We start from the raw sequence: 24,598 nt of genomic DNA, 5'->3' as shown, positions 1-24,598 counted from the left end.
GGTCGCACCCGACCCCGATGGCATGAAGCCGTTCACCACGCTTTTGTTGGACAGCATTCAACTATCGGGGCGGCTTATGCCGCCCTATTTTTTATCCACCCTTCCGGTCGAGCGATCGCGAGACGAGGAAGACGGGAATGAGCCCGACCGCGACGATGATGATGGCGGGCACGCCGGCATCCTCCACCTTCGCCCGCGAGGCGTCCTCGTAGACCAGCGTCGCCAGCGTGTTGAAGTTGAACGGGCGCAGCATGATCGTCGCCGACAGTTCCTTCATGGTCTCGATGAAGACGAGCAGCGCTGCGGTCAGCGTTGCCGGGCGCATCATGGGCAGGAGCACGCTCCAGAGGGTCTGGCTGCTGGTGCGCCCCAGCGTGCGCGCCGCCATGTCGAGATGCGGGGAGAGCTTGTGGAAGCCCGCGTCGATCGTGCCTTCCGCCATGGTGAGAAAGCGCACCGTGCAGGCATAGATGATGGCAAAGCCGGTGCCGGAGAGCAAAAGGCCGGTCGATATGCCGAACTGTGCGCGCAGGAACGCGTCGACGGCATTGTCGAAATTGGCAAGCGGGATCAGCACGCCCATGGCCAGCACCGTGCCCGGCACGCCATAGCCGAAGGAGGCGAAGCGTCCGGCGGCGGCATTCAGGCGCGAGCGGGTGGTGCGCGCGGCATAGGCGAGCAGAAAGGCGAGCAGAACCGCGACAAGGGCCGTCGAGCCCGAAACAAGGACGCTGTGCCAGAGCGCGGAAAGAAGGCGTGTGGAGGCGAACTGCTCCAGCCGGCGCGCCGCATATCCGCCGAGCACGAAGACGGGAATGGCAAAGCCGATGAGTGGCGGTAGAAGGCATGCGAGGCTGGCCGCCCATTTCGTCCAGCCGGCAAGCTTCAGGCGCACGGAATCGTGTACGGCCGCCGTCGTCTTCTGGCTGGAAAAGCGCTGCCGGCGGCGCGCGGCGCGCTCCACCATCATCAGGCAGATGACGAAGACCAGCATGATGCAGGCGATCTGCGCCGCCCCGGCAAGGCTGCCACGGTTGAGCCAGGTGTCGAAGATCGAGAAGGTGAGCGTCTGCACGCCGAGATATTCCACTGCGCCGATATCGTTCAGCGTCTCCATGGCAACCAGCGTCAACCCGACCATGATCGCCGGCCGCGCCATGGGAATCTGGATCTTCGCAAACACCTTGAGTGGCCCCGCGCCGAGCGTGCGCGCCACGTCGGCCGCCGCCCGGCCCTGCATCAGGAACATCGAGCGGGCGGAAAGGTAGATATAGGGATAGAGCACGCTGGACAGCACCAGCATCGCCCCGCCCGTGGTGCGCACCTCCGGAAACCAGTAGTCGCGGCTCGTCTGAAAGCCGAACAGTGCGCGATAGGCCGTCTGTACCGGACCGGTGAAGGAGAAGAATTCGGCAAAGGCATAGGCGCCGAGATAGGCGGGAATGGCGAGCGGCAGCACGAGCAGGCCGGAGAGCAGGCGCCGCCCGGGAAACTCGCAGCTCGCCACCAGCCAGGCCGTGACGACACCAACGATCGCCGTGATCGTGCCGACGCCGGCAAGAAGGATCAGCGTGCGCAACGTCGCGCGCGGGATCACATTGCTGAGAAGATGGGGCCAGTTGTCGGTGCCGCCGGTCGCGGCGATGACGACGATGGCGATCGCCGGCATCAGCACGATGGCGGCTGCCAGTATGGCGGAGGCCGACAAGAACGGATGGCGCCGCGCACCGGTCCTGCGGCCGAGCACCGGCCTGGGTACGCTTTCGGAAGATACCTGCAAGGCGTTCACCTCGGGAAAAGGGGTCCTTCGGCAGGCAGGCGCCACGAACGGTTTCCCATCACCCCGCGTCACGCGGAAACCTCGCGGACGAGGCGGCGGGAGCCGGGCGAGGGGGTCGTCATTGCGCCTTGCCCTCGTTCCCCCGCTCTAATCCAATCGGTTCAATCTGCCAACACGCGCGGCGAAGGAAAGATCACTTCGACCAGCGTGCCTTCGTTCGGCGTGGAGCTGATCGCGAAGTTCGCCCGGTTGGCATCGACCATCGCCTTGGTCAGCGGCAGGCCGAGGCCGGTGCCGTCGCCCCGCTTGCGCGCGCCGGTCGTCACCTGACGGAAGGGCTTCATCGCCTGCTCCAGTTCGCTGCGCGTCATTCCGACGCCGGTGTCGCGAATGCGCAGAACGACGCTGCCGTTCGCCTCATAGGCGGTCGATACGACGATCTGCCCGCCCGGCAGGGTGAAGCGGATGGCGTTCGACAGGATGTTCAGCGCGATCTGCTTGATCGAGCGCAGGTCGGCAACGATCTGCGGCACGGTGGCCGAAAGCGAGGTGCGGATAATGACGCGCTGCGCATTCGCTTGGGGTTGCACCAGCGAGACCGCCTCGGCGATCGTCTCGTTGAGACCGACGGCGGTGAATTCCAGCTCCATCTCGCCCGCCTCGATCTTCGAAATATCGAGCAGGTCGTTGACGATATCGAGCACATGGCGGCCGGAGCGGCCGATATCATTGGCATATTCGATATAGCGCGGATGGCCGATCGGCCCGAAGCGTTCCGTCGCCATCATGTCGGAAAAGCCAATGATGGCATTGAGCGGCGTGCGGATCTCGTGGCTGACGCGGGCGAGGAAATCGCTCTTGTGGGCATTCGCCGTCTCTGCGGCCCGCTTGGCGTTGCGCAGCTCCTCTTCCGTGCGCTTCCACTGGGTGATGTCGCGGATGACGGCGCAATAACCGGCGGAGGAAGAGAGGCGACCCATGGTCATGAAGAGCGGGATGAAACCACCGCTCGCCTCGCGGCCGATGACCTCGCGCCCGTCATTGAGCACGCTTGCGACGCCGTGGCCGGAAAGCCCGGCGAGATAGTCGAGCACCGCCTTCTGGCTTTCATGGGCAAACAGCATGGCGAAGGGCCGGCCGCGGGTCTCGTCCTCGTCATAGTTGAAGAGGGCGCTGGCCGAACGGTTCATCGAGCGGATGTCGCCGTCCTGCCCGACCACGACGACGCCGTCGGTAGCCGTTTCGAGGATCGAGCGCAACTCGCTGACCTCGACGCGCAGCGCGGCGGCGCTCGTCTGGTCGGCATTGCGCTCCTCGGTTTCGACCGCCGGCGCCGGTACGGTCTCGACCAGCGAAAGGGCCGGTCTCGCATGCAGCGGCGTCAGCGCCAGCATCAGCGCCGTGCCGTCCTCCCAGCGGATCGACTGGAGCCGGGCGTGCACGGCGCTCGTGTTTTCACCGTCGGCATGGCGCAGGGCCATCGTGCCGTCGCTATCCTCTGTATCCTCGTCGGGGCCGGCCAGAAGGATGTCGAGCCCACCGGATGCCTCAAGATCCTCAAGGCTCGTATACCCCGTCAGGCGGTAGAATTCCGGATTGGCATGGATGAGCCGGTCGCCGACATGCACCAGCAGGGCAACGGGCAGAACATCGACGACGGGGGCAGTGAGGCCATATTCCATCTGCCGGCGCGGTGGGGCGATGGCCGTGCGCGTCTCGGCCTGGGGCTCGCTCAGGAGATCGTCGGCATGCGGGCCGATTTCGAGGCCGGGCACTTCCGTATCGTTTTCGCCGGCTGCCAGCGCAACGGTGGTGTCCTCGCTCTCAACCGTTTCCGGCTGGTTGTCGCGGGTGGTTTCGTCCAGCTGTTCACCACCGTTTGCGGTTTCCACGGGCGTGACCGGCGGCTGGTCTTCCGGCTTTCGTTTGCCGAAGGTTTCGCCGAGCTGGCGGGCGATCTCGCGGAAGGCGGCCTGTTCGCCAGTCGAAAGGCCGTCGAAAAGACCACCGCGGTTGCGCCGGGTCTCGAGCTGCACGATCTTGTCGGATTGCCGGCGTGCCGGTGTCTCGACGAGGCGCAGCGCCGGGCGCTCGCCGCGGAAGGCGTCCTGTTCGTCCTCAAGAGGGGCTGCCGGCGTGCCCTCGTCTTCGGTAGCAGGGGCAGCCGCTGTCGCGGCCGTTTCGTCGGCGTCCTGCGCTGTCGGAGCCGGCTCGTCCGCTTGGACGATCTCCTCGGGCACGGTGGAGACCGCGGCAGGCGTGTCTGCAGCGTCCGCAACAAGGTCTTCCGCCGGCTCGACCGTGTCGTCCAGCTCCTCGGCCGCGCTCTCCAGGAGGGTGCCGGCTTCTTCGGCGAAGACCTCCTCCATTTCGGCAGCCTGCTCATCCTCGGTAACACCGAGCGTCAGGCCGCGGGCGTGCGAGTCCGGAGCCGCATCGGCGATGCGCACGATGCCGAAGCCTCGGAAGCCGTCGAATTCCCGGTTGCGCGAATAGGTCGGCAGGGCGGCGAGATCGACGGGCACGACGAGGTTGGTGCCCTCGGCCGGCCAGAGGATCGTCTTGCCGGACCAGGTGTCGCGGCGGCGCAGGAGGTCGCCGATCTTGCCGTCGGGGTCGAGGTCGAAGCGCGCGGCGACGTCGGAGAAGCGCTCGCCGGAGATGGCGGCGGCATGCGGGCCGACGGCGGCGGCAAACTCGTCCGATATCTCGCTGAACCGGCCCTCGGCGTCGATCTTCCAGACGAAACGGATCGGCCGGCCCTGCGGATTGAAGGTGAAGCCGGCTGTCTTCCCGTCTGCCGCGCCGTCGCTTGCCGCAACCGCCTCGGGTTCGGCGGCGATCTCATCCGCATGCGCCACGGCTTCTTGCCCGGCGATTGCGTCCGGCATGTTTTCCAGGGCTTCCGCAGCCTGCGGCAGAGCGTCGGTAACCGGGGCTTCAACGGCGCCCTCGTCGGAGGTGGCCATGATCTCAGCCGGGCTTTCCGTCGCAGCGGCGTCCTCGATTGCCGGCATGTCCTCTGCGAGGACCGTTTCGGTTTCAAAAATCGGTTCTGCCGTCTCGACGATCTGCTCGGGCTCTGCCGGCGCCTCCAAGGCGGGCGTCGGAATATCGGTGTCCACAGCGGCTGCTGCCGGCGTTGCGGCGGCGGGTTCTGCCGCGTCGTCGGCCGGGTCGAGATGGCCGAGAATCGTTTCGACGGCAAAGAGCAGGTGGAGTGGCGGATCGGTGGCGATGCGGCCGATGGCGGCGGGAAGATGGCCGCGGCCGGTGGCGATCGGGCGTTTGACGAGGCGCTCGATGCTGCGTCCGGTGGCCTCGACGAGGGCACGGCGCGTTTCCGGGCTGATGGAGAGGCTACCGAAACCCTCCGATGCGGCAACGATCGCACCGGCGCTGTCGAGCACGGCCATGTGCGTGTCCGGGTCGTCGAACCCGGTAAGCATGGCGGCGGCGGTCTCGTGCAGGTCCTGCCGTCCGGTGCCGATGGGCGCGCTGAACAGGATCGCGTCGTCGCCGGCGCGGATGGTGACGGTCTCGACGGCGGCCGTTACCGGCACGCTGCGAAAGCCGCTGCCGATGCGCATCAGAAAGGTACGGCGATCGCCCGGCGCCTGCACCTGCTGGGCGGTCGCGGCCAGCTGGCGGAAGGTCACATCGGCGCGATCCGGTCCGGCATCGAGGAAGTCGTAGATATTGTCGTGGCCGAAGAGGGCGGCGCCCCGGCCGTTTGCCCAGAGCACGCGTGCCATGTTCCTGGAAAACAGCACGACCGCCTCGCCCCGGGCGAAGGGCAGGCGCACCCGTTCATGGACGGCGACGTCGATAAAGGGATACTGTTTTGCGGACATGTTCAGGCCTGTTCTGGCTTCCGGCGTCCCGGCTTTCGATTAACGCTTTATTAATAGCGACGCACAGGCGGAGGGTCCAGCGCCTGGCCCGCAAAGCCCCGAGCTTTCAGGCAGAAGGGTTAACGGCCATGTGGGTTTTTGTGCGTTGCACAATTTTGTTGCAATGCAAAAGAAGATCGACTATATAGAAGCCATCCAAGAACACGGCGCCTCTAGAGAGGGCCAAACCAAGGAGCGCAGACAATGGCTACCAAGAAGACCGACGACGTATTCTCCATCGCATCCATCGACCCGAGCAAGTTCTCCGAGAGCTTCCGCGAGTTCGCCGAAAAGGGCGCCGCGCAGACCAAGGAAGCCTATGCCAAGATGAAGGAAGCTGCCGAAGACGCCACCAAGACCGTCGAAGCGACGCTCGAAAGCGCCCAGGCCGGCTCCGTCGAACTCGGTCTCAAGGCCATCGAAGCGCTGCGCACCAATGCCGAAAATTCGCTTTCGCACATGGAAGCCCTGCTTGGTGTGAAGTCCGTTTCCGAACTCTTCGAACTGCAGACCGCCTTCCTGCGCAAGCAGGCTGAGGTCGCCGTCGAGCAGGCCAAGACCCTGCAGGAAACCTCCAAGAAGGTTGCCGAGAAGGTCACCGCTCCCGGCAAGTCTGCCGCCGAGAAGGCCATGAAGTCCTTCAAGGCCGTCTGATACGGACGATAGCGCGGTTTTCCACGTCGTGATAAAATGGCCAGACGATCGTCTGGCCATTTTCGTTTGTGCAAGCCTCTAAAAAAAGGCTTGAAAAATGGTGCGACTGCCCGTATGTGACGCACCAAGCGCGGTTGACGCGCCCTTGTGCGGTTGTAGCTCAGTTGGTTAGAGCGCAGGTTTGTGGCACCTGAGGTCGGTGGTTCGACCCCACTCAACCGTACCATTCCTCTCTCCTGATAAGTTGTTTTCGATAGGACTTATCGGGAGAGAGGAATATCCCTCCCTTCATTCGCAGCAGTCGGCTTCGGCACCATGGCGCCGTCGTTCCTCCCCTTTCTCCCAACGCCGCGGGAGCGGCTGCCGGTGGTTTTCGATTTCTGGGTCGATCACGCCGAACGCGCCCATAGTTGGGACTGCCTGCTCGGAGCTGTTGCCGGGCTTCCCGTCGGCACTGCTCTTCGTCCGCCAAATCCTGGCCTGCCCGGACGACCGCAATCTCCTGTTTCCGCCCACCCCTGACGCTGCGTAAACCCTTCCTTTACCACGCTTTTGGCGCCATTCCCGTTTTGGCACTCCATTAGGAATCCATTGACCAATAGATCCCTAATGTCCTCCCGTTCCTGTTCGGAACCGGTCCGCATGACGCGCTGCCGCGATGCAAATGGGGTTCTTCAAATGCACATGACGTGCGTCAAATGGCTGGCGATTCCCGCCGGCATGTTCGGGCTGTTCCTTCTCTGGCTGCCGATCAGCCTTCAGGCACAGCTTATCTTGAGTTTTGCCGTGCTCGGCGTGATGTTTCTGGCGATGACCCGCCCGAAGAGCGCGACCTTCCGGCTCGTCACCTTCATCTTTGCCGGCATCCTCGCCATGCGCTACGCGTTCTGGCGCACCACCGAGACGCTGCCGAGCATCTACGAGCCGCTGAATTTCATTCCCGGCCTGGTCCTCTATCTGGCGGAAATGTACTGCCTCGCCATGCTGGCGATCAGCTTCTTCATGCTGGCCGATCCGGTGAAGCGCGAAAGCCCGGAGGAGGGCGATGCGGCGAGCCTGCCGACTGTCGACGTCTTCATCCCGTCCTACAACGAGGAGCCGGAACTGCTCGCCGGCACGCTCGCGGCAGCAAAGTCGCTGCGCTATCCGAAGGACAAGCTGAACGTCTATCTGCTCGATGACGGCGGCACGGAGGCCAAGCGCAACCACAAGGATCCGCGCATCTCGATTGCGGCGATCCGCCGGCACGAGCAGCTGAAGGCGCTCTGCGCCTCGCTCGGCGTGCACTATCATGCCCGCAAGCAGAACGACCATGCCAAGGCCGGCAATCTTAACGAGGGCCTGAAGGTGTCGAACGGCGAACTGGTCGTCGTCTTCGACGCCGACCATGCCCCGGTGCGCGAGTTCCTGCGCGAGACGGTCGGCTATTTCCGCAAGGACAAGAAGCTCTTCCTCGTCCAGACGCCGCACTATTTCCTCAATCCCGATCCGCTCGAAAAGAACCTCCAGACCTTCGCGCGCATGCCCTCGGAAAACGAGATGTTCTATTCGATCCTGCAGCGCGGGCTCGACAAGTGGAACGCCTCGTTCTTCTGCGGCTCGGCGGCGGTGCTGCGCCGCGCTGCGCTCGTCGCGGCGAACGGCTTTTCCGGCCAGTCGATCACCGAGGATTGCGAAACGGCGCTGGCGCTGCATTCCAAGGGCTGGCACAGCCTCTATGTCGACAAGCCGCTGATCGCCGGGCTTCAGCCGGAAACCTTCGTGTCCTTCATCGGCCAGCGCGCCCGCTGGTGCCAGGGCATGCTGCAGATCCTCATCCTCAATCGGCCGTTCCTCGCCAAGGGGCTGACGCTCGCCCAGCGCATCTGCTATGCCGGCATCAATCTCTTCTGGCTGTTCCCGCTGTCGCGGCTTGCCTTCGTCTTCTCGCCGCTGCTCTACATCTTCTTCTCGCTGGAGATCTACCAGGCCAATATCCTGGAATTCGCCTCCTATGCGGTGACCTATCTCGTCGGCTCCTTTGCCATGCAGAGCTACCTCTACGGCCGCGTGCGCTGGCCCTGGGTCTCCGAGCTCTACGAATACGTCCAGTCGGTGCTGCTCTTCGGCTCGATCGTCAGCGTGATCCGCAACCCGCGCAAGCCCACCTTCAATGTGACGGCCAAGGGCCAGACGCTCGACCGCAGCATGCTCTCGCCGCTGGCACGACCCTATTTCATCATCTTCTTCCTGCTTCTCGCGGCCGCGCTCTATTCCGGCTACCGCTTCCTGACGGAACCGGTCGCGACCGAACTGCTGATGATCGTGGCGGGCTGGAACCTCATCAATCTCGGCCTTGCCGGCGCTGCCCTCGGTGCTGTTGCCGAACGCCGCGAACTGCGCCGCAACCAGCGCCTGCCGGTCAAGCGCCACGCATTGATGAAGGCCGGTGGCAAGCTCTCCAACGTCATCATCCAGGATGCTTCCTTTGGTGGCGTCTCGGTGGAATTCGTCGAGAAGGCGCCGGAGATCGATCTCGAGAACCCGCTTGAGGCGACGATCGAGCTTCGCCGCGCCGGCCAGGTCATCACCTTCGACGTCGTCTGCCGTTCCAGCCGCGAAGTCGGCGAGGGCGCGGTGCATGGCTTCGCCTACAAGGAGCGCACGCCGGAAACCTTCCTGGCGATCGCCGAGCTGATGTATTCCGACCAGGCGGTACTGCAGGAGCGTATCGCCCGTCGCCAGGTGCGCCGCAGCTTCTTCTGGGGCACCTCGCGCTTCGCTCTCTGGAGCATCCGCGAGACGCTGCGGGCCTTGCGATACTCCGCCGGCCTCATCCGTGAAAGCGCCGTCCAGTCCTTCGCCGATGCTCCCATCGTGGTGAAGGAAAACAATGCCAAGATCCCCGGCCGTGCAGCCGATCTGCCGCCGGTCCTCACAGGAACCCAGGCCTATGGCTAAGACATCTCTCCTTGCTACACTCGGCCTTGCTTTTCTCGTCGCTTCGGCCGCCTCCGGCCGGGCAGAGGGCCTGGTCGCCGATGCGGTCAAGCCGCTCCTCGAGGGAACGGTGCTTGCCGGTGGTCTGCTGCCCGGGCCGGTCAATGTCGAGAAGGCCAAAACGGCGGAGAACGCCGCGGCCATCACGCTCGTGCCCTTCGAGCAATCGGCCGGCGCCTTCACGCTCGCCGGCGAGGACGATGTCGCGACCTTTACCTTCCAGCTGGATGGCCCGCAGGTTTCCGCCGGCGGTGCTTTGAACCTTGCCTATATCAACGCCGTCTCGGTGCTTCCCGATACGGCGAAGGTGGATGTCGAGGTGAACGGCCGGGATGTCGGCAATTTCGCTATCGCCGCGCCGAACGGCACCCTGACGCAAAGGATCGCCGTCGCTCCGGAATACCTCCGGGCCGGCCGTAATGTCGTGCAGGTCCGCGCGCGCCAGCATCACCGTGTGGATTGCTCGCTCGATGCGACCTACGAGCTTTGGACGAAGCTCGATCCGGCGCTGAGCGGCTTTGCCACCGGCGTTGCCGCACCCTTCACTGATTTCGACAGCCTGCTCGCCGTTCGCCGCAATTCGGCGCAGCGCACGGAAATCCGCGTCGTCCTTCCCGGCGCGTCCGGTGCCGAGGCGCTGAACGAGGTTGCGCCGGTGCTGCAGGCCCTCGTGCTTTTCCTGAATCGCGACGACATCACCGTAGCGATCGCGGACAAGCCGGGCACGGGTCCCGGCATCGACCTCGTCATGGCGATGGACCGCAGCGGCGGCACAGTGCTTGCCGGGCTCGGCCTTTCTGCTGCCCCGCGCGGACTGTCCGTACAGGCCGGCGCCACGTCCGGGCGTGCGGCGGTCGTGTTGCGTGCGGCCAATCTCGGCGATGTCAATGCAGCGGTGCTTGCCGCCGTGAAGGGACCGATGGCAGACGGGCTCAAATCCGGCATCTTCGAGAAGGGCCGGGGCCTGCTTTCGGTCGATGCCGGCGAGCGCCGCACGCTCCGGGAGGCGGGCTACGAGACCCGCGTCTTCTCCGGCCGCCTCTCGCGCACCGATTTCGCCGTGGAGATGCCGGCAGACTTCTATCCGGCGGAATATGCGACGCTCGATCTGCGCCTTTCCGCCGCCACTTCGCCGGGCCTCGAACAGACCGCCCAGCTCCTCGTGCGCGTCAACGACAAGGTCGTGAAGAGCTATCCCTTCCGCAACCGCGAAGGCGAGCAGTTCGACGGCAAGCGCATCGAACTGCCGCTGCGTGCCTTCCGCCCGGGCGTCAACCGCGTAGAGCTGCTGGCCGAATTGCCGACCGCGGCGGATACTGCCTGCCGACCGGAAGAGCGTGACGACGGCAAGCCGCGCTTCATCCTGCTCGATACGACGGCCATCGAGGTCCCCTCGCTTGCCCGGGTCGGCCGGCTTCCCGATCTCGCGGCGCTTGCCGGCAAGGCCTATCCCTATGGCGGCGGCAAGCCCTTCGATCTCGTCGTCGATCGGGCGGATCACCAGTCGGTCGGCGCCGGGTTGACCATGCTCGCGCGGCTTGCCCTTTCCGCCCGCGCGCCGCTCAACGCACGGATCGCTATCGGTACGCCCGCCGAGGGTTCCGGACGGGATGCGCTGGTCGTCTCCTCGCAGAACGATTTCGCCGAACTCGGGCCGGCGGACAAAGCGGCCTTCCCGACTGCGGACGACATCAGCGCGTCGGTCGCCGATCTCCTGAAACCCGACACGGTCGTCACCGCCTCGGTATCCGGCGGCGCTGCGACGGGTAGCGAGACCGCCGATCTCCTGCAGGCCTTCCACGATTCCACGGCGGCGGGGGAGGATGAGCTTTCCTTCGGCGCCCGGGCGCAGCTCTGGCTTGCCGCCGCGACGAACAGTTTCGGCCGCTGGCTGAACTACGAAGGCGAGGACGAGGCGCGGCTTGCGCCCCATGGCGAGGGCTCTCTGGTGACGCTTTCCCAGATGCGCTCGCCCGATGGGCTGGCCACCTGGACCGTCATCAAGGCCGATGCGCCGCGGGATGTGGAGGCGGGCGTCAACCGGCTCGTCGAGCCCGCCGTCTGGCGCGATCTTCAGGGTGGTACTGCGGCGATCGAGACGGCGAGCCTTTCGCTCGTCAGCCTGCCGGCCGCGGATCGTTACATCGCCGACCTGTCGGACCGCAGCCCCGGCAACCTGCGCCGGGTCGCGGCGGCGTGGTTCTCCGACAATTTCCAGATCTATGTGCTGCTCGTGCTTGCCTGCCTCGGTGCCTTCGCCGCCTGGCTCGGCCTGACAGTGCCGAAAAAGGGCGTGAGGTCCGACCGATGAGAACGCTTTTCCTTGCGACCCTGCTGCTTGGCACCCCGGCCCTGTCATCGATGGCGCTGGCGGCCGATGCAAAGGCCGGCCCCGGCGAGGTCGAGCTGGCCGCGCTCTATTATTATGCCGAGCAGAAGCAGCAGGACCGGCTGGAGGCCGAGACGAACCGGTTGCGGCTGAAATATCCGGATTTCGTCGTGCCTGCCGACGTCTATTCGCCCGCCGCCCGGCAGGTCGATGAAAGCGCTCTCTGGACGCTCTACGACAAGAACGATTTTAACGGCATCGAGGCCGAAATCGGCCGCCGCCGTTCGGAAAACCCGCAATGGGCGCCGAGTGCGGATTTTTCCGGAAAGCTTGCCCGCCGCAAGCAGCGCGTCGAGATGATGGCTGCGACCGCCCGCAAGGACTGGATGGGCGTCATCGAGGCTGGCAAGGCCATCGACCCCGCAGGCGAGACGGAAGTCGATCTCGTCTGGATGCTGCTCGACGCCTATGCGCAGACCGGCGCCAAGGATGCGCTGGCGGGTGCCTATCGTGGCCTGCTCTTCCGGGAGGGCGACAGGCGTCTGCCGGATCAGCAGATCCTCACCACCCTCCAAAAATCGACGCGGGATTTCCCGGCTGAGGACGTGCGTAAGGCGATGAACGTGCTGGCGACCTCGCCGCTGCTGCAGGCCGGCTTGCAGCCGTTGGAACTCGACCTCACCCGCAAGGACGTCGCGGACTTCAACGCGGATGAAAAGCGCCAGACGCCGATTGCCGAAGGCGAGGTCGGCCGGCTGCGTGCGGTGGCGGAAAAGGGCGAGCGTCTCGAAGACCTCTCGTTGCTCGGCTGGTACGACCTGAAACTCAAGTCGGCTGAAAATGCCGAACGCTGGTTCAAGGCGGCGCTCGCCAAGCGTCGCGACGTGGAGAACGCCAAGGGCCTCTACCTCTCGCTTGCCGCGCAGAACAAGCAGGACGCGGCCTATGCCGTCGCGGAAGACTATGTCGACGACCTCTCCGCCGATCCCGAATTCCTGATGAATGCGCTGTCTCTGCGCTTTTCCAAGCCCGACCAGCCGGACGCGGACGTGAAGACGGTCACCGCCTACAGCAACGCCATCCTCGCGACGTCGAATGCCGACCATGCGGAAATCCTCGCCTGGTATGCCTACAATTCCCGGCAGTACGAGGCATCGAAGGCCTGGTTTGAAAAGTCACTCGACTGGGAAAGCGCGCCGGTGCGCGTCAAGGGCCTTGCCCTCAGCCTGCTGCGTCTGGCTGCAAAGAACGACTATGCGGCGCTGGAGGCGGAATACCGCGAAGTCTACCCGGAAATCTGGGCCGAGATAAAGGTCGCGACACCGCCGAAGGGCCGGCGCAGCGTCGCCGTCGAGATGCCTGTCGCGACTACGACTGGCGGCGGCACCGGCTATCTCGCGCAATTCAAGGCGAAGCGCTTCAGCGCCTGCATCAAGGAGATTTCCGCGCTGGAGGCGCGCGGCACGATCTCTGCCGATGCCATGCTGATCAAGGGCTGGTGCCATCTCGAACTGAACCGGCTCGCGGAGGCCCGCAACGCCTTTGAGGCGGCGCTCGGCAACAGCCGCACCCAGGCGGACGCCGCCTATGGCGCGGCGCTGACCCTGTTGCGCGGCCGGCTGACCGACGATGCCGAGGCGATGATCGGCCTCTATCCGCTGGCGGAAAAGCGGGACCGCGAGGTCCGGGCGGAAATCTACTGGCAGCGCGCCCGCTCGGCCTTCGACCACAAGCAGTACCAGCGTGTGCTCGATGCGTTGAACGCTCGGGCCAGCCTCGTCGCCGAACCGGCGGATCTCAGCCAGCTGCGTGGCTGGGCCTACTACCATCTCGGCAATCGTGGCCAGGCGCAGGCGGTCTTCGCGCGGCTCAACATGCATCTTTATGATCCGGCGGCCGCTCGCGGCCTTGCCGTCTCCACGGCTCCCATCCGATAGGTTCTTCATGCGCTGGCTGTTTCTCGCTGCACTTCCGCTCCTCGCCACGGGCTGCACCGCCGTGCACGACCCCTTCCTCGAAACCGGATCCATCCGTCCGGACGCGCCGCCGATCTCGACGGAGGTCTCGCCGGAATTCGCCGCCGCCTACCTGCCGTCGATCTCCGGACGTATCGAAAGCGTGCGCCAGACGGTACGCGGCGATTTCTTCGAGCAGGCGATCGTCTATTCCAACGCGACGGCTTCTGCCGGCGAGAACGTGCTGACGGTGCGGGTCGGCACGCCCTCCGAGGGTGTCTCCTTCCTGCGCGCCCCGACGCGACGGGCGATCCTCGCCGAGATGCGGCAGGCCCTGCCTGATGTCGCGATGAGGATCAACGCCGCCGCCGGCCAGAACACGCACGGCATCTATGGTTATGCGACGGGCCCGCTGGGCGCCTCCGGCAGCTGCCTCTACGCCTGGCAGTTCACCAAACGGACGGCGCCGCTCAGCGAAACGGCGATGGGCCGTCTCGGAGACGGCAATTATTCCGCGCAGGTACGCCTGCGCTTCTGCCATCCCTCCATGCCGGAAGAGCGCATCGCCGCGCTGATGGCCGGAATGCGGCTGAAGCCCGTGACGGACCAGACCTTCGACATGCTGCGCTATGCCGGCGGCAGCGGCGTCCTGCGCAGCCAGCCCGTCGCGGTGCGCGCCGAGCCTGTGACGGTTGTCGACGACGGCGTGGTGCCGCGCCACACGCCGAAACGCCGGCTCGTGGAGGAGAAGCGGGCCGAAGAGCCGGCCGTCATCCGCAATGCCGTGCGTGTGCCGCTCCCGGGCGAGGCCGGCCAGGAGAAGGTGAAGGTTGCCGTCTCCGAAAAGCCGGTGGAAACGCTGGAAGGCGCGCAGACGGCCCGGGCGAAAAGCGCACTGGTGCCGATGCCCGAAACCGCCGCACTGACCGCGGGCGACTGACGCCTACAAGAAGATGTGGTGCTCCTGCTGCACGAGTTCCTGCACGAATTCGGCGACGGTGCGCACGCGCGTCAGGTCCCGCGCACTTTCGTGCCAGGTCGTCCAGTAGGCGCGGCGGATGGCGGTGCCGGGCAGGAGGCGGACGAGCTCGTCATACTGCCGGGCGATATAGTCGTGCAGGATGCCGATGCCGGCGCCGGAACGCACCGCCTCCGTCTGGCCGGTCGCGCTGGAAATCTCGAAGCCGGCATCCCAGCTGCGCATGATCTCGCCGGTGAAATTGAGCGAGGCGGTGAAGATCAGGTCCTCCACATAACCGACACGCCGGTGGGCTTTGAGGTCCTCGACGCCCTGCGGCGTGCCGTTTTCCGCGAGATAGGCGCGCGAGGCATAGAGGCCGAGCGTATAGTCCGTCAGCTTGGAGGAGACGAGGCGTCCCTGTTCCGGCCGTTCCAGCGTGATGGCGATGTCGGCCTCGCGCTGGGAGAGCGAGAAGGAGCGCGGTACCGGCACGAGCTGGATCTTCAGTTCCGGGTGCCGCGCCGTCAGCCGCCCGAGGCGCGGCGCGAGGAAGGAGACGCCAAAACCATCCGGCGCCCCGACGCGCACCGTGCCGGCGACGGCCGTATCGATACGACCGATGCTCGCCTGCACCGCGAGCATCTCCGTCTCCATCCGCTCGGCCGCGCGAAAGAAAGCGTCGCCTTCGGCGGTGAGATCGCAGCCATTGGTGCGGCGGATGAGGAGCCGCGTCTTCAGCGCTTCCTCCAGCGCGCTGACGCGGCGGCTGAGCGTGGCGTGGTTGACGCCGAGGCGGCGGGAAGCGGCAAGCAGTTGCCCGGTACGGGCCACCGCCAGGAACATGCGGGCGTCATCCCAGTTCATTTCTGCCTCCGACTTTAATTTCTGCACAACGGTTCCTTATCCAAGGTGATTGAGTTGTGCAAATTGAAGTGCGATGATCTCTTCATACCAACGGAGGAGCTCCCCATGTACGAGATCGGCCATTTCATCCACGGCAAGAAGGTCGCCGGCACCAGCGGCCGCACCGCGAACGTCTTTAATCCGGCGACGGGCGAAGTCCAGGCGACGGTGGCACTTGCCAACGACGCCGACCTGCAGGCCGCGATCGACAGCGCGCTTTCCGCGCAGCCGAAGTGGGCCGCCACCAACCCGCAGCGCCGCGCCCGCGTCTTCATGAAGTTCGTCGAGCTTCTGAACCAGAACATGGACGAGCTTGCCGTTCTGATCTCCCGCGAGCACGGCAAGACCGTTGAGGATTCGAAGGGCGACGTCATCCGCGGCCTGGAAGTCTGCGAATTCGTCATCGGCATTCCGCACCTCTCCAAGAGCGAATTCACCGAAGGCGCCGGCCCGAACATCGACATGTATTCGATCCGCCAGCCGGTCGGCATCGGCGCCGGCATCACGCCGTTCAACTTCCCGGGCATGATCCCGATGTGGATGTTCGCCCCCGCTATCGCCTGCGGCAACGCCTTCATCCTGAAGCCCTCCGAGCGCGATCCGTCGCTGCCGATCCGCCTTGCCGAACTGATGATCGAGGCGGGCCTTCCGGCCGGCATCCTCAACGTCGTCAACGGCGACAAGGGTGCGGTCGACGGCATCCTGGCGCATCCGGATATCGCCGCCGTCTCCTTCGTCGGCTCCACGCCGATCGCCCGTTACGTCTATGGCACGGCTGCCGCCAACGGCAAGCGCGCCCAGTGCTTCGGCGGCGCTAAGAACCACATGATCATCATGCCCGATGCCGACCTTGACCAGGCCGCAAACGCGCTGATGGGCGCCGGCTACGGTTCGGCCGGCGAGCGCTGCATGGCGATCTCGGTTGCCGTCCCCGTCGGCGAGGAAACCGCCAACCGGCTGATCGAGAAGCTGACGCCGATGATCGAGAGCCTGCGCATCGGCCCCTACACCGATGACAAGGCCGACATGGGCCCGGTCGTCACCAAGGAAGCCCAGGCCCGTATCCTCGGCCTCATCGACAAGGGCGTGGAAGAAGGCGCCAACCTCGTCGTCGACGGCCGCGGCTTCAAGCTCCAGGGTTATGAAGACGGCTATTTCGTCGGCGGCTGCCTGTTCGACAACGTCACGCCGGACATGGAAATCTACAAGACCGAAATCTTCGGCCCGGTCCTGTCCGTCGTTCGCGCCAAGAACTACGAGGAAGCCCTCGACCTTCCGATGAAGCACGAATATGGCAACGGCGTCGCGATCTACACCCGTGACGGCGACGCGGCCCGCGACTTCGCCAGCCGCATCAACATCGGCATGGTCGGCGTCAACGTTCCGATCCCGGTTCCGCTTGCCTACCACTCCTTCGGCGGCTGGAAGTCCTCGTCCTTCGGCGATCTCAACCAGCACGGCACGGACTCGATCAAGTTCTGGACCCGCACGAAGACGGTCACCAGCCGCTGGCCGTCGGGCATCAAGGACGGCGCCGAATTCGTCATGCCGACGATGAAGTGATCCGTCCCGCCGGAAGGATTGAAAGGGCTCCCGCAAGGGGGCCCTTTTTGCATTGCGAATTTTTTGTGCCCTGCGAAGAATAGCCATCGATCCCGGCCCGTTAAGCCCTCGTGTCTATGCATTCGGAAGGGGCAAACGATATGTCATTCGCAGCATCTGCTGCGCCCGCGGGACAGGCGGGCGGGTTTCACCGCATCACGTTTACCGGCAAGGCGTCGGAATATTTTGGCATCTGGATCGTCAATGTGCTGCTGACGATCATCACGCTTGGCATCTATTCTGCCTGGGCCAAGGTCCGGCGCAATCGTTATTTCTACGGCAATACCGTGCTGCTTGGCCGATCCTTTGAATACCATGCGAAGGGTCTGCAGATCCTCATCGGCCGCCTCATCGTTCTCGGTGCCTTTATCGCGCTCAACGTGATTGCGACGCTGGTGCCGATTCTCGTCCTGCTGCCGACGCTCGTCGTTCTGATCGCGTTGCCCTGGCTTGTCGCCAAGGGCCTGCGCTTCAGCGCACGTGTCACGAGCTACCGCAATGTTCGCTTCGATTTCGTCGGCGGTGCGGGCGGTGCGTTCAAGGCCTTCATTCTCGGCAGCCTGCTCGCCGTCATCACCATCGGTATCCTCACGCCGCTCGCCAGCCGCTGGGTCTCGCGCTATGTCGGCACGAACCTGCGCTACGGCGGCAAGGCCTTCGATACCGACCCGCAGCTCGGCCCGCTCTATAAGTCCTGGCTCCTGTCGTTCCTCATCGCGCTGGTCGGCCTCGGCATCATCGCGCTCATCGTCTTCATGAATCTCTCGCTGATCCTGCCGATGATCGAGACGCCCGGCGCTCTGACGCCGGAACAGCAGATCCCGCTCGTCATCAGCGCGGTCATCGGCTACATCGTGCTCTTCGCGACCTTCGGCATTGCAGGCCTCTTCTATCGCGCGGGCGTGCGCAACATCGCCTGGTCGGCGACCACCTTCGACGGCCAGCACCGCATGCTGAGCGACGTCTCGCGCACCCGCTACACCTGGATCGCCATTTCCAACGTTATCGTCACGCTGCTGACCCTCGGCCTGATGCGGCCCTGGGCGGCGGTGCGCATGGCGCGCTATACCTGGGAGCACACCGGCATCCATTTCACGGGGGATGTCGGCGAGCTGTTCAGCCGCATCGAGGCGCAGGGCTCGGCCGTCGGCTCGGAGTTCATGGACTTTGAAGGTTTCGACTTTGGCTTCTGACAATGCCACCATCGCCGGCGGGGATTGGCATCCCGCCGGCTCCAGCCGCTCGGTCGAGGCCCGCCTCGTCGAGCGGGCCGGGGAAATCACGGCGGTGCCGGTCGGCGGCGAGAAGCCGCTTGCCGGCGCGGGCCTCTCCTGGGTCGAGATTTCCGGCCGCGTCGGGGCCATCCCGCGCCGGGTGACCTTTCCGGACGGCTCGGTCTTCGAGACCTGGGACAATGACGGCATCGACCGCTATCTTGCCGCGCGCGGCAAGGGGGGCGCCGGCCTCGTGCACTGGCTGGAGCAGTTCCGGCTCCGCCTGATCGTCATCGTGCTCGCCGCCTTCGTGCTGGGTGGCGTGGTCTATCGCTGGGGCGTGCCGGCGCTCGTCGAGGTCGCCATCCTCACCACGCCGCCGATCGTGCCGCAGTTGATGGCGCAGGGCACGCTCGAAGCGCTCGACCAGACGACCTTCTCGCCGACGAAGCTGCCGGACGGCCGCCGCAAGGAGATCGCCGACGGCTTTGCCCGCATCGCTGCCCAGTCGCCGCGCGGGGCAGGGGCCTATACCCTCAATTTCCGTGATGGCGGCCTGATCGGACCGAATGCCTTCGCGCTGCCGGACGGCACGCTCGTCCTCACCGACCAGCTCGTCGAACTGGCAGGTGGCGATACGGAGATGATCATCGGTGTGCTCGCGCACGAGATCGGCCATGTCGAGCTGGAGCACAGCCTGCGCCAGTTCTATCGCGCCGCCGGCATGACCGGCCTCATCATGCTGATTGCCGGCGACGTCGGCTCGGCGGTCGAGGATGTGCTGATGCAAGGTGGCGGCCTCCTCGCGCTCTCCTATTCGCGCGGTGCGGAGGCCGAAGCCGACCGGCGCTCGGTCGAGCTGATGGCAAAGGCCGGCTACGACCCCACCGCGATCGCCCGCTTCTTCGGTCTCCTGGAGGAAAAACTCGACGACAAGGGGGATACCACCATCCTCTCCACCCATCCGGGCACGCCGCAGCGCAAGAAGGACATCATCGACTACAGCCGGATCATCTCCGGCCAGTCGGATCCGGACCTGCAATGAACGAAAACGGCGGCCCGAGAGCCGCCGTTTCCTGGTTTGGCCTTGGGAGGCATTCCTGTTACTGCGACGGGCCGTCGTTGTAGCCGACCTTGTCCACCAGCTCGGATGCCTTCTTGCGGTTCGCCGCGATGTCGACGAGCGGCAGGGCATCCGGCTTCAGCGTGCCGAAGGACTTGACGACCTCGGACGGCTCGGCGCCCGGCAGGACCGGGTATTCGTAGACCTGCTCGGCATAAATCTTCTGCGCGGTGCCGGCCGACAGGAATTCCATCAGCTTCAGCGCATTGTCCTTGTTCGGAGCGTTCTTGGCGAGCGCCATGCCGGAGACGTTGACGTGGCTGCCGCGGTCGGCGGTGTTCGGGAACAGCACCTTGATGGCTGCCGCCCAGTCCTTCTGCTCCGGCTCCTTCTCGTTGGTCATCATCAGACCGACATAGTAGGAGTTGCCGAGTGCGAGGTCGCATTCGCCGGCGAGGATCGCCTTGGCCTGGTCGCGGTCGCCGCCGTCGGGCTTGCGGGCGAGGTTGTTCTTCAGGCCGGTCAGCCACTTCTCGGCTTCGGCTTCGCCGTGATGGGCGATCATCGAGGCGATCAGGCCGATATTGTAGGAGTGCTGGCCGTCACGGGTGCAGATCTTGCCCTTCCACTTCGGGTCGGCAAGCTCCTCGTAGGTGATCTCGTTCTGCGCGACGCGATCCTTGGACGCGTAGACGACGCGCGAACGCGTGGTCAGGCCGAACCAGTCGCCATCCGGATCGCGGTACTGCGCCGGGATGTCCTTGTTGATGACGTCGTTCTGGACCGGCTGCGTGACGCCGCCTTCCTTGGCTTCCGTCAGGCGCGCGATGTCGACCGTCAGGATGACGTCGGCCGGCGAGTTCGCGCCTTCCGCCTGAATGCGCTCCACCAGGCCCTTGTCGAGGAAGAGCACGTTGGTGGTGATACCGGTTTCCTTGGTGAATTCGTCGAGCAGCGGCTTGATCAGATCCGGCTGACGGTAGGAGTAGATGTTGACTTCACCATCTGCAAAGGCGGGTGCGGCAAGGGCCAGACCGGCGGTCGAGAGGGCAAGGGCGGCAAGAGACGTCTTAAGCAGTTGCATCGGGTCCTCCTGGTGCATTTATTCTTAACTGCTAAAGTCGTGTTTAACGGCTTGCCCCTCGCAGTCACCCGTGCGACCCCCGCCATAACATGAATGTGATTTTCCGCTTTTTGGAATTGTTCTAAATAGCGAAGTGTCCTATATATGTGCGGACTAGAAAACCGGATTCGGAGTTCCCGATGCGTCTGACGAAACAAACCAACTATGCGGTGCGCATGTTGATGTACTGCGCGGCGAATGGTGACAAACTCAGCCGCGTTCCGGAAATCGCCAGGGCCTATGGCGTATCCGAGCTGTTCCTGTTCAAGATCCTCCAGCCGCTGACGCGGGCCGGCATCATCGAGACCGTGCGCGGCCGCAACGGCGGTGTGCGTCTGCCGAAGCCGGCGGCGGAGATCACGCTGTTCGACGTCGTGCGTGTGACGGAGGACTCTTTCGCCATGGCCGAATGTTTCGAGGCGGGGGAGATCGAATGCCCGCTGGTCGATAGCTGTGGCCTCAATTCGGCGCTGCGCAAGGCGCTCAACGCCTTCTTCGAAGTGCTGCAGCAATATACGATCGACGATCTGGTGAAGGCCCGCCCGCAGATCGGCATGCTGCTTGGCCTGGAAAATGCGGCCGTGCGGCAGCCCGCCGCCTGAGTGAGGCTCAAGACAGGGCCTTTCCGTTTTTTCGCCGGGTGTAATGCCCGGCGCCTCCAGCTTGGTATCGCGCTGGCGGCATATCCATTTCACAAATTTCTGAAAGTGCACCAGACGCCGGAGGTTACTCTCCGGCGCTTGTGTCCTGCCTGACATATTCCCTGAGGATGAACTCGACGGCTGTCGGGTCGAGCTCGGCCTTGTCGATGCGGAAGTCGACGCCGTAATCGTCGATCTTCTGGAAATAGGCATCGCTTATCGAGGAGGAAATGACGCCGACCGGGCCGATGTAGCCGTTGCGCCGGAGTTCCGGCACGGTCTCGCGAAAATCCGCCTGCGGCTGGAGCCGGTTGTCCATCAGGATCATGTCGAGCCGCACCCCGTCAACACGGATAAAATCCAGCGCCGCTTCCACCGTCTCTACATAATGAAGGGTGATCGCATAGCTTGTCACCTTGCGCATCAGCGCGCTGAGGATGACGTTTTCCGCAGGGTCGTCATCGACAAGCAGGATATGCACGGTTGCGGTCATAGTGGTGGGTGAACCTGATTGCATCGAATGGTTGGCCGGAAGCCGCGGCTACTCTCATCCACGCGGCACGCATTAACAAGTCCCTAACTCTGCTATCGGTAACGCCGCGGACCTGATTTGCGGCATTATTGGATGATTTGCTCGCGGATTGCCTTTGCCACCATCTGCGTACGGTTCACCACGTCGAGTTTCTTCAGGATCGTAGCCGTGTGCGAGTTCACCGTGTGCTCGGAAACCGAGACGATGAGGGCGATCTCGCTTGCCGTCTTGCCGTAGGAGATCCAGCGCAGGATTTCCGTCTCGCGCGGCGTCAGACCCATGCCTGCCTTGTTGGCGAGGACCTTGCGGTAGAAGTAGTCGAAGGCGCAGTTCGCCTCGTAGCAGATCTCGTAGTGGGCGCTGCGGCCGATATCCTCGCCGTCGCCCAGGAAGAGCACCACATACCGTATGCCCCCGATGGAGTGGACCGGAATGGCAAGCGCCATGTCGAAGCCGATCTGCTCGAGGAAGTCGCCGCTGCCGACCGCGCCGTTCTCCACCGGGTCATCGCTCAGCCACACGGTCGGGATGGTCGATTTGTAGAAGCTTTTGAAGATGGCGGAATCGTTCAGGCGATGACGCTTGTCATAGGCCTCGGCAAGGCCGGCTGGCAGGTCGTGCAGCACGAGGCGGCCCGCAAGGTGGCTCGTCTCGTGTTCGTTGGCCAGCTGCAGGATTCCGAAATGCTCGAAACCGTAGCGCAGCGCCAAGGTATGGAAAATGCGAAAGAAATCGACGCGATTGAGAGCCTTCTCAAGATCGCTTTCGAAATCATAGCGCCGGTAGTGTTTGTTCAAGACGGGCACGTGGTCTCTATCCCCAGGGATTCCACGCGTCAAATCTAGCGCCACAATCTTTGGCGGCAAAGGGTTTTGCCGGACAATTTCGTGATGGCGGTCCACTTTTTTGTGGCCGTTCGAACAAGGTGCTGAAAACAAAGGAAGAAACGAAAGAAGGACTGCCCTTCGCTCTTGTCGTCTCGCCCCGCCGCCACAGGGTGAAACAGCGAAGGACAGTCCCTCTTGCCTCGATGTCCTGTTATGGCACGACGCCGACGTCGCCGCTATCCATTCAGGTCGGGATTGACAAGGCAGGGGGTGGGTGATTCGCGTTGCTTTTGAAGCCGTTTCTAATGCTGTGGAGAATAATCTTCCGCGGTTTTTTCCGGTTGGACAAATTTGTTCGCGGACTTATTGCAATCCTGCGGCAAATGTCGTTCCATCCCCGGCAAGGTCGGGGCCGGAAGTGTACCCGAGCCTGCACAAGAGAACAAAAAAGCAAACCTGGGAAGCTCACTATGAAAAAGCTGACTACTCTCCTCGCAGCGACGGCGCTTGCCTCGTTGATGGGTACGGCCGCCTGGTCGAAGACCTTCGTCTACTGCTCGGAAGCGTCGCCGGAAGGCTTCGATCCCGGCCTCTATACCGGCGGTCAGACCTTCGACGCAGCAGCGCACACGGTCTACAACCGGCTGGTGGAATTCAAGCGCGGCACGACGGAACTGGAGCCTGCGCTGGCCGAGAGCTGGGAAATTTCCGCCGATGGCAAGGAATATACCTTCAAGCTCCGCAAGGGCGTGAAGTTCCAGACGACCGAGTATTTCACCCCGTCGCGTGAGCTGAACGCAGACGACGTGATCTTCTCCTTCGAGCGTCAGTACAAGGAAGACAATGCCTGGAACAAGTACGTGCCGGGCGCGTCCTGGGAATACTTCTCCGGCATGGGTCTGCCCGATGTGCTCGACAAGATCGAGAAGGTCGACGACCTGACGGTCAAGATCACGCTGAAGCGCCCGGAAGCACCGCTGCTCGCCAACCTCGGCATGCCCTTCATCTCGATCGTCTCCAAGGAATATGCCGACAAGCTGCAGGCTGACGGCAAGATGGAGCTGATGAACCAGCAGCCGCTCGGCACCGGCCCGTTCACCTTCGTTGCCTACCAGCCGGATGCCGCGATCCGCTACAAGGCCAACCCGGACTACTGGGGCGGCAAGCAGAAGATCGACGATCTCGTCTTCGCAATCACCACGGACGCTGCCGTTCGCGCGCAGAAGCTGAAGGCTGGCGAATGCCACCTGATGTCCTATCCGAACGCCGCTGACGTCGCCGAGCTGAAGGCCGACCCGAACCTGCACATCTCCGAGCAGGCTGGCCTCAACGTCGCATACCTCGCCTACAACACGCTGGTTCCGCCCTTCGACAAGGTCGAGGTCCGCAAGGCCCTCAACATGGCGATCAACCGCCAGGCCATCGTCGACGCGGTCTTCCAGGGCGCAGCAACGGTTGCAAAGAACCCGATCCCGCCGACCATGTGGTCGTACAACGACGCCGTCGTCGACGACAAGTTCGATCCGGAAGCGGCCAAGAAGATGCTTGAAGACGCTGGCGCTGCCGGCCTCAAGATGAAGATCTGGGCGATGCCCGTCGCGCGTCCGTACATGCTGAACGCCCGCCGCGCAGCAGAACTGATGCAGGCTGACCTTGCCAAGATCGGCGTTGAAGTCGAGATCGTCTCCTACGAATGGGCCGAGTATCTGAAGCTCTCGTCTGCCAAGGACCGCGACGGCGCGGCCATCCTCGGCTGGACGGGCGACAACGGTGACCCGGACAACTTCCTTGACACCCTGCTCGGTTGCGACGCCGTCGGCGGCAACAACCGTGCGCAGTGGTGCAACAAGGAGTTCGACGACCTGATGACGAAGGCGAAGGAAACCGCCGACGTTGCAGAGCGCACCAAGCTCTATGAAGAGGCCCAGGTCATCTTCAAGCGCGAAGCGCCCTGGAACACGCTCGACCACTCGCTCGCCGTCGTTCCGATGAGCAAGAAGGTCTCGGGCTTCGTCCAGTCCCCGCTTGGCGACTTCGTCTTCGAAGGCGTGGACATCGCCGAGTAATATCGGCTACGAGAAAGCGCACGCCGCAAAGAGCGTGCATTGGCCGGCGGCTCGAAGACATTCGGGCCGCCGGTTT

At 64.2% G+C, this 24,598-nt stretch carries 16 protein-coding genes and 1 tRNA gene; 11 read left to right on the top strand and 6 right to left on the bottom strand.

Features of this window, described 5'->3' with window-relative positions:
- Nucleotides 1–91: 91 nt before the first annotated feature.
- Nucleotides 92–1,669 (bottom strand): ABC transporter permease, encoded by a 1,578-nt coding sequence (locus tag AKG11_RS21635; protein ID WP_088016500.1) that lies wholly within the window; start codon nucleotides 1,667–1,669, stop codon nucleotides 92–94.
- A 272-nt stretch (nucleotides 1,670–1,941) separates the two neighbouring features.
- A complete protein-coding gene (locus AKG11_RS21630; RefSeq protein ID WP_050745427.1) occupies nucleotides 1,942–5,634 on the bottom strand; it encodes an ATP-binding protein in 3,693 nt (1,230 codons plus the stop codon).
- Between the two features lie 243 nt (nucleotides 5,635–5,877).
- On the opposite strand from AKG11_RS21630, the gene AKG11_RS21625 reads away from it, so the two are divergent.
- From AKG11_RS21625 to bcsN, 6 genes are all read left to right on the top strand, one after another.
- Nucleotides 5,878–6,327: a phasin gene (locus AKG11_RS21625; RefSeq protein WP_050745426.1), complete on the top strand. Its 450-nt coding sequence runs from the start codon at nucleotides 5,878–5,880 to the stop codon at nucleotides 6,325–6,327.
- Between the two features lie 149 nt (nucleotides 6,328–6,476).
- Nucleotides 6,477–6,553, top strand: a tRNA-His gene (locus tag AKG11_RS21620).
- Nucleotides 6,554–7,005: 452 nt separating this feature from the next.
- The gene (gene bcsA, locus AKG11_RS21615) at nucleotides 7,006–9,267 is read left to right on the top strand and encodes a UDP-forming cellulose synthase catalytic subunit (protein WP_245290183.1); all 2,262 of its coding nucleotides are present in this window, start codon (nucleotides 7,006–7,008) and stop codon (nucleotides 9,265–9,267) included.
- Nucleotides 9,260–11,617 (top strand): cellulose biosynthesis cyclic di-GMP-binding regulatory protein BcsB, encoded by a 2,358-nt coding sequence (locus AKG11_RS21610; RefSeq protein ID WP_050745425.1) that lies wholly within the window; start codon nucleotides 9,260–9,262, stop codon nucleotides 11,615–11,617. Before bcsA ends, AKG11_RS21610 begins: the two co-directional genes overlap by 8 nt.
- Entirely contained in the window at nucleotides 11,614–13,572 is a 1,959-nt protein-coding gene (locus AKG11_RS21605; RefSeq protein ID WP_050745424.1) for a hypothetical protein, read from the top strand. Before AKG11_RS21610 ends, AKG11_RS21605 begins: the two co-directional genes overlap by 4 nt.
- A 7-nt stretch (nucleotides 13,573–13,579) precedes the next feature.
- Nucleotides 13,580–14,530 (top strand): cellulose biosynthesis protein BcsN, encoded by a 951-nt coding sequence (gene bcsN / locus AKG11_RS21600; protein ID WP_050745423.1) that lies wholly within the window; start codon nucleotides 13,580–13,582, stop codon nucleotides 14,528–14,530.
- 3 nt (nucleotides 14,531–14,533) lie between these two features.
- On the opposite strand, the gene AKG11_RS21595 is transcribed toward bcsN, so the two are convergent.
- On the bottom strand, nucleotides 14,534–15,415 hold the full coding sequence (locus AKG11_RS21595) for a LysR family transcriptional regulator (protein WP_023514578.1): 882 nt from the start codon (nucleotides 15,413–15,415) through the stop codon (nucleotides 14,534–14,536).
- A gap of 105 nt (nucleotides 15,416–15,520) precedes the next feature.
- Here AKG11_RS21595 and AKG11_RS21590 point away from each other — a divergent pair, with 105 nt between their 5' ends.
- The 3 genes from AKG11_RS21590 (at nucleotide 15,521) to AKG11_RS21580 (ending at nucleotide 19,315) form a co-directional block, all read left to right on the top strand.
- Nucleotides 15,521–17,017 (top strand): CoA-acylating methylmalonate-semialdehyde dehydrogenase, encoded by a 1,497-nt coding sequence (locus tag AKG11_RS21590; protein WP_023515360.1) that lies wholly within the window; start codon nucleotides 15,521–15,523, stop codon nucleotides 17,015–17,017.
- A 140-nt stretch (nucleotides 17,018–17,157) separates the two neighbouring features.
- Complete coding sequence (locus AKG11_RS21585; protein WP_050745422.1) at nucleotides 17,158–18,249, top strand: YjgN family protein; 1,092 nt, start codon at nucleotides 17,158–17,160, stop codon at nucleotides 18,247–18,249.
- Nucleotides 18,239–19,315 carry a M48 family metallopeptidase gene (locus AKG11_RS21580; RefSeq protein ID WP_050745421.1) on the top strand — a complete coding sequence of 359 codons (1,077 nt, stop codon included), beginning with the start codon at nucleotides 18,239–18,241 and terminating at the stop codon, nucleotides 19,313–19,315. The genes AKG11_RS21585 and AKG11_RS21580 overlap by 11 nt, the downstream gene beginning before the upstream one ends.
- 58 nt (nucleotides 19,316–19,373) lie before the next feature.
- Here AKG11_RS21580 and AKG11_RS21575 read toward each other — a convergent pair whose 3' ends face one another.
- Nucleotides 19,374–20,417 (bottom strand): Fe(3+) ABC transporter substrate-binding protein, encoded by a 1,044-nt coding sequence (locus AKG11_RS21575; RefSeq protein WP_050745420.1) that lies wholly within the window; start codon nucleotides 20,415–20,417, stop codon nucleotides 19,374–19,376.
- Nucleotides 20,418–20,596: 179 nt separating this feature from the next.
- Between AKG11_RS21575 and rirA the strand changes: the two genes are divergently transcribed.
- Nucleotides 20,597–21,058 (top strand): iron-responsive transcriptional regulator RirA, encoded by a 462-nt coding sequence (rirA, locus tag AKG11_RS21570; protein WP_024270962.1) that lies wholly within the window; start codon nucleotides 20,597–20,599, stop codon nucleotides 21,056–21,058.
- Between the two features lie 124 nt (nucleotides 21,059–21,182).
- On the opposite strand, the gene AKG11_RS21565 is transcribed toward rirA, so the two are convergent.
- Both AKG11_RS21565 and AKG11_RS21560 read right to left on the bottom strand, forming a co-directional pair.
- Nucleotides 21,183–21,590, bottom strand: a complete 408-nt coding sequence (locus AKG11_RS21565) for a response regulator (RefSeq protein ID WP_082342583.1) — start codon at nucleotides 21,588–21,590, stop codon at nucleotides 21,183–21,185.
- A gap of 125 nt (nucleotides 21,591–21,715) precedes the next feature.
- A complete protein-coding gene (locus AKG11_RS21560) occupies nucleotides 21,716–22,435 on the bottom strand; it encodes a helix-turn-helix transcriptional regulator (RefSeq protein ID WP_024270964.1) in 720 nt (239 codons plus the stop codon).
- 491 nt (nucleotides 22,436–22,926) lie between these two features.
- Here AKG11_RS21560 and AKG11_RS21555 point away from each other — a divergent pair, with 491 nt between their 5' ends.
- Nucleotides 22,927–24,522: an ABC transporter substrate-binding protein gene (locus tag AKG11_RS21555; protein ID WP_024270965.1), complete on the top strand. Its 1,596-nt coding sequence runs from the start codon at nucleotides 22,927–22,929 to the stop codon at nucleotides 24,520–24,522.
- The last annotated feature ends 76 nt before the right edge of the window (nucleotides 24,523–24,598 follow it).

Source organism: Shinella sp. SUS2, from assembly GCF_001262505.1.
GTDB lineage: Bacteria > Pseudomonadota > Alphaproteobacteria > Rhizobiales > Rhizobiaceae > Shinella.
Note: the sequence above shows the minus strand (reverse complement) of the source record. Positions and strands in the feature narration are given on the sequence as shown.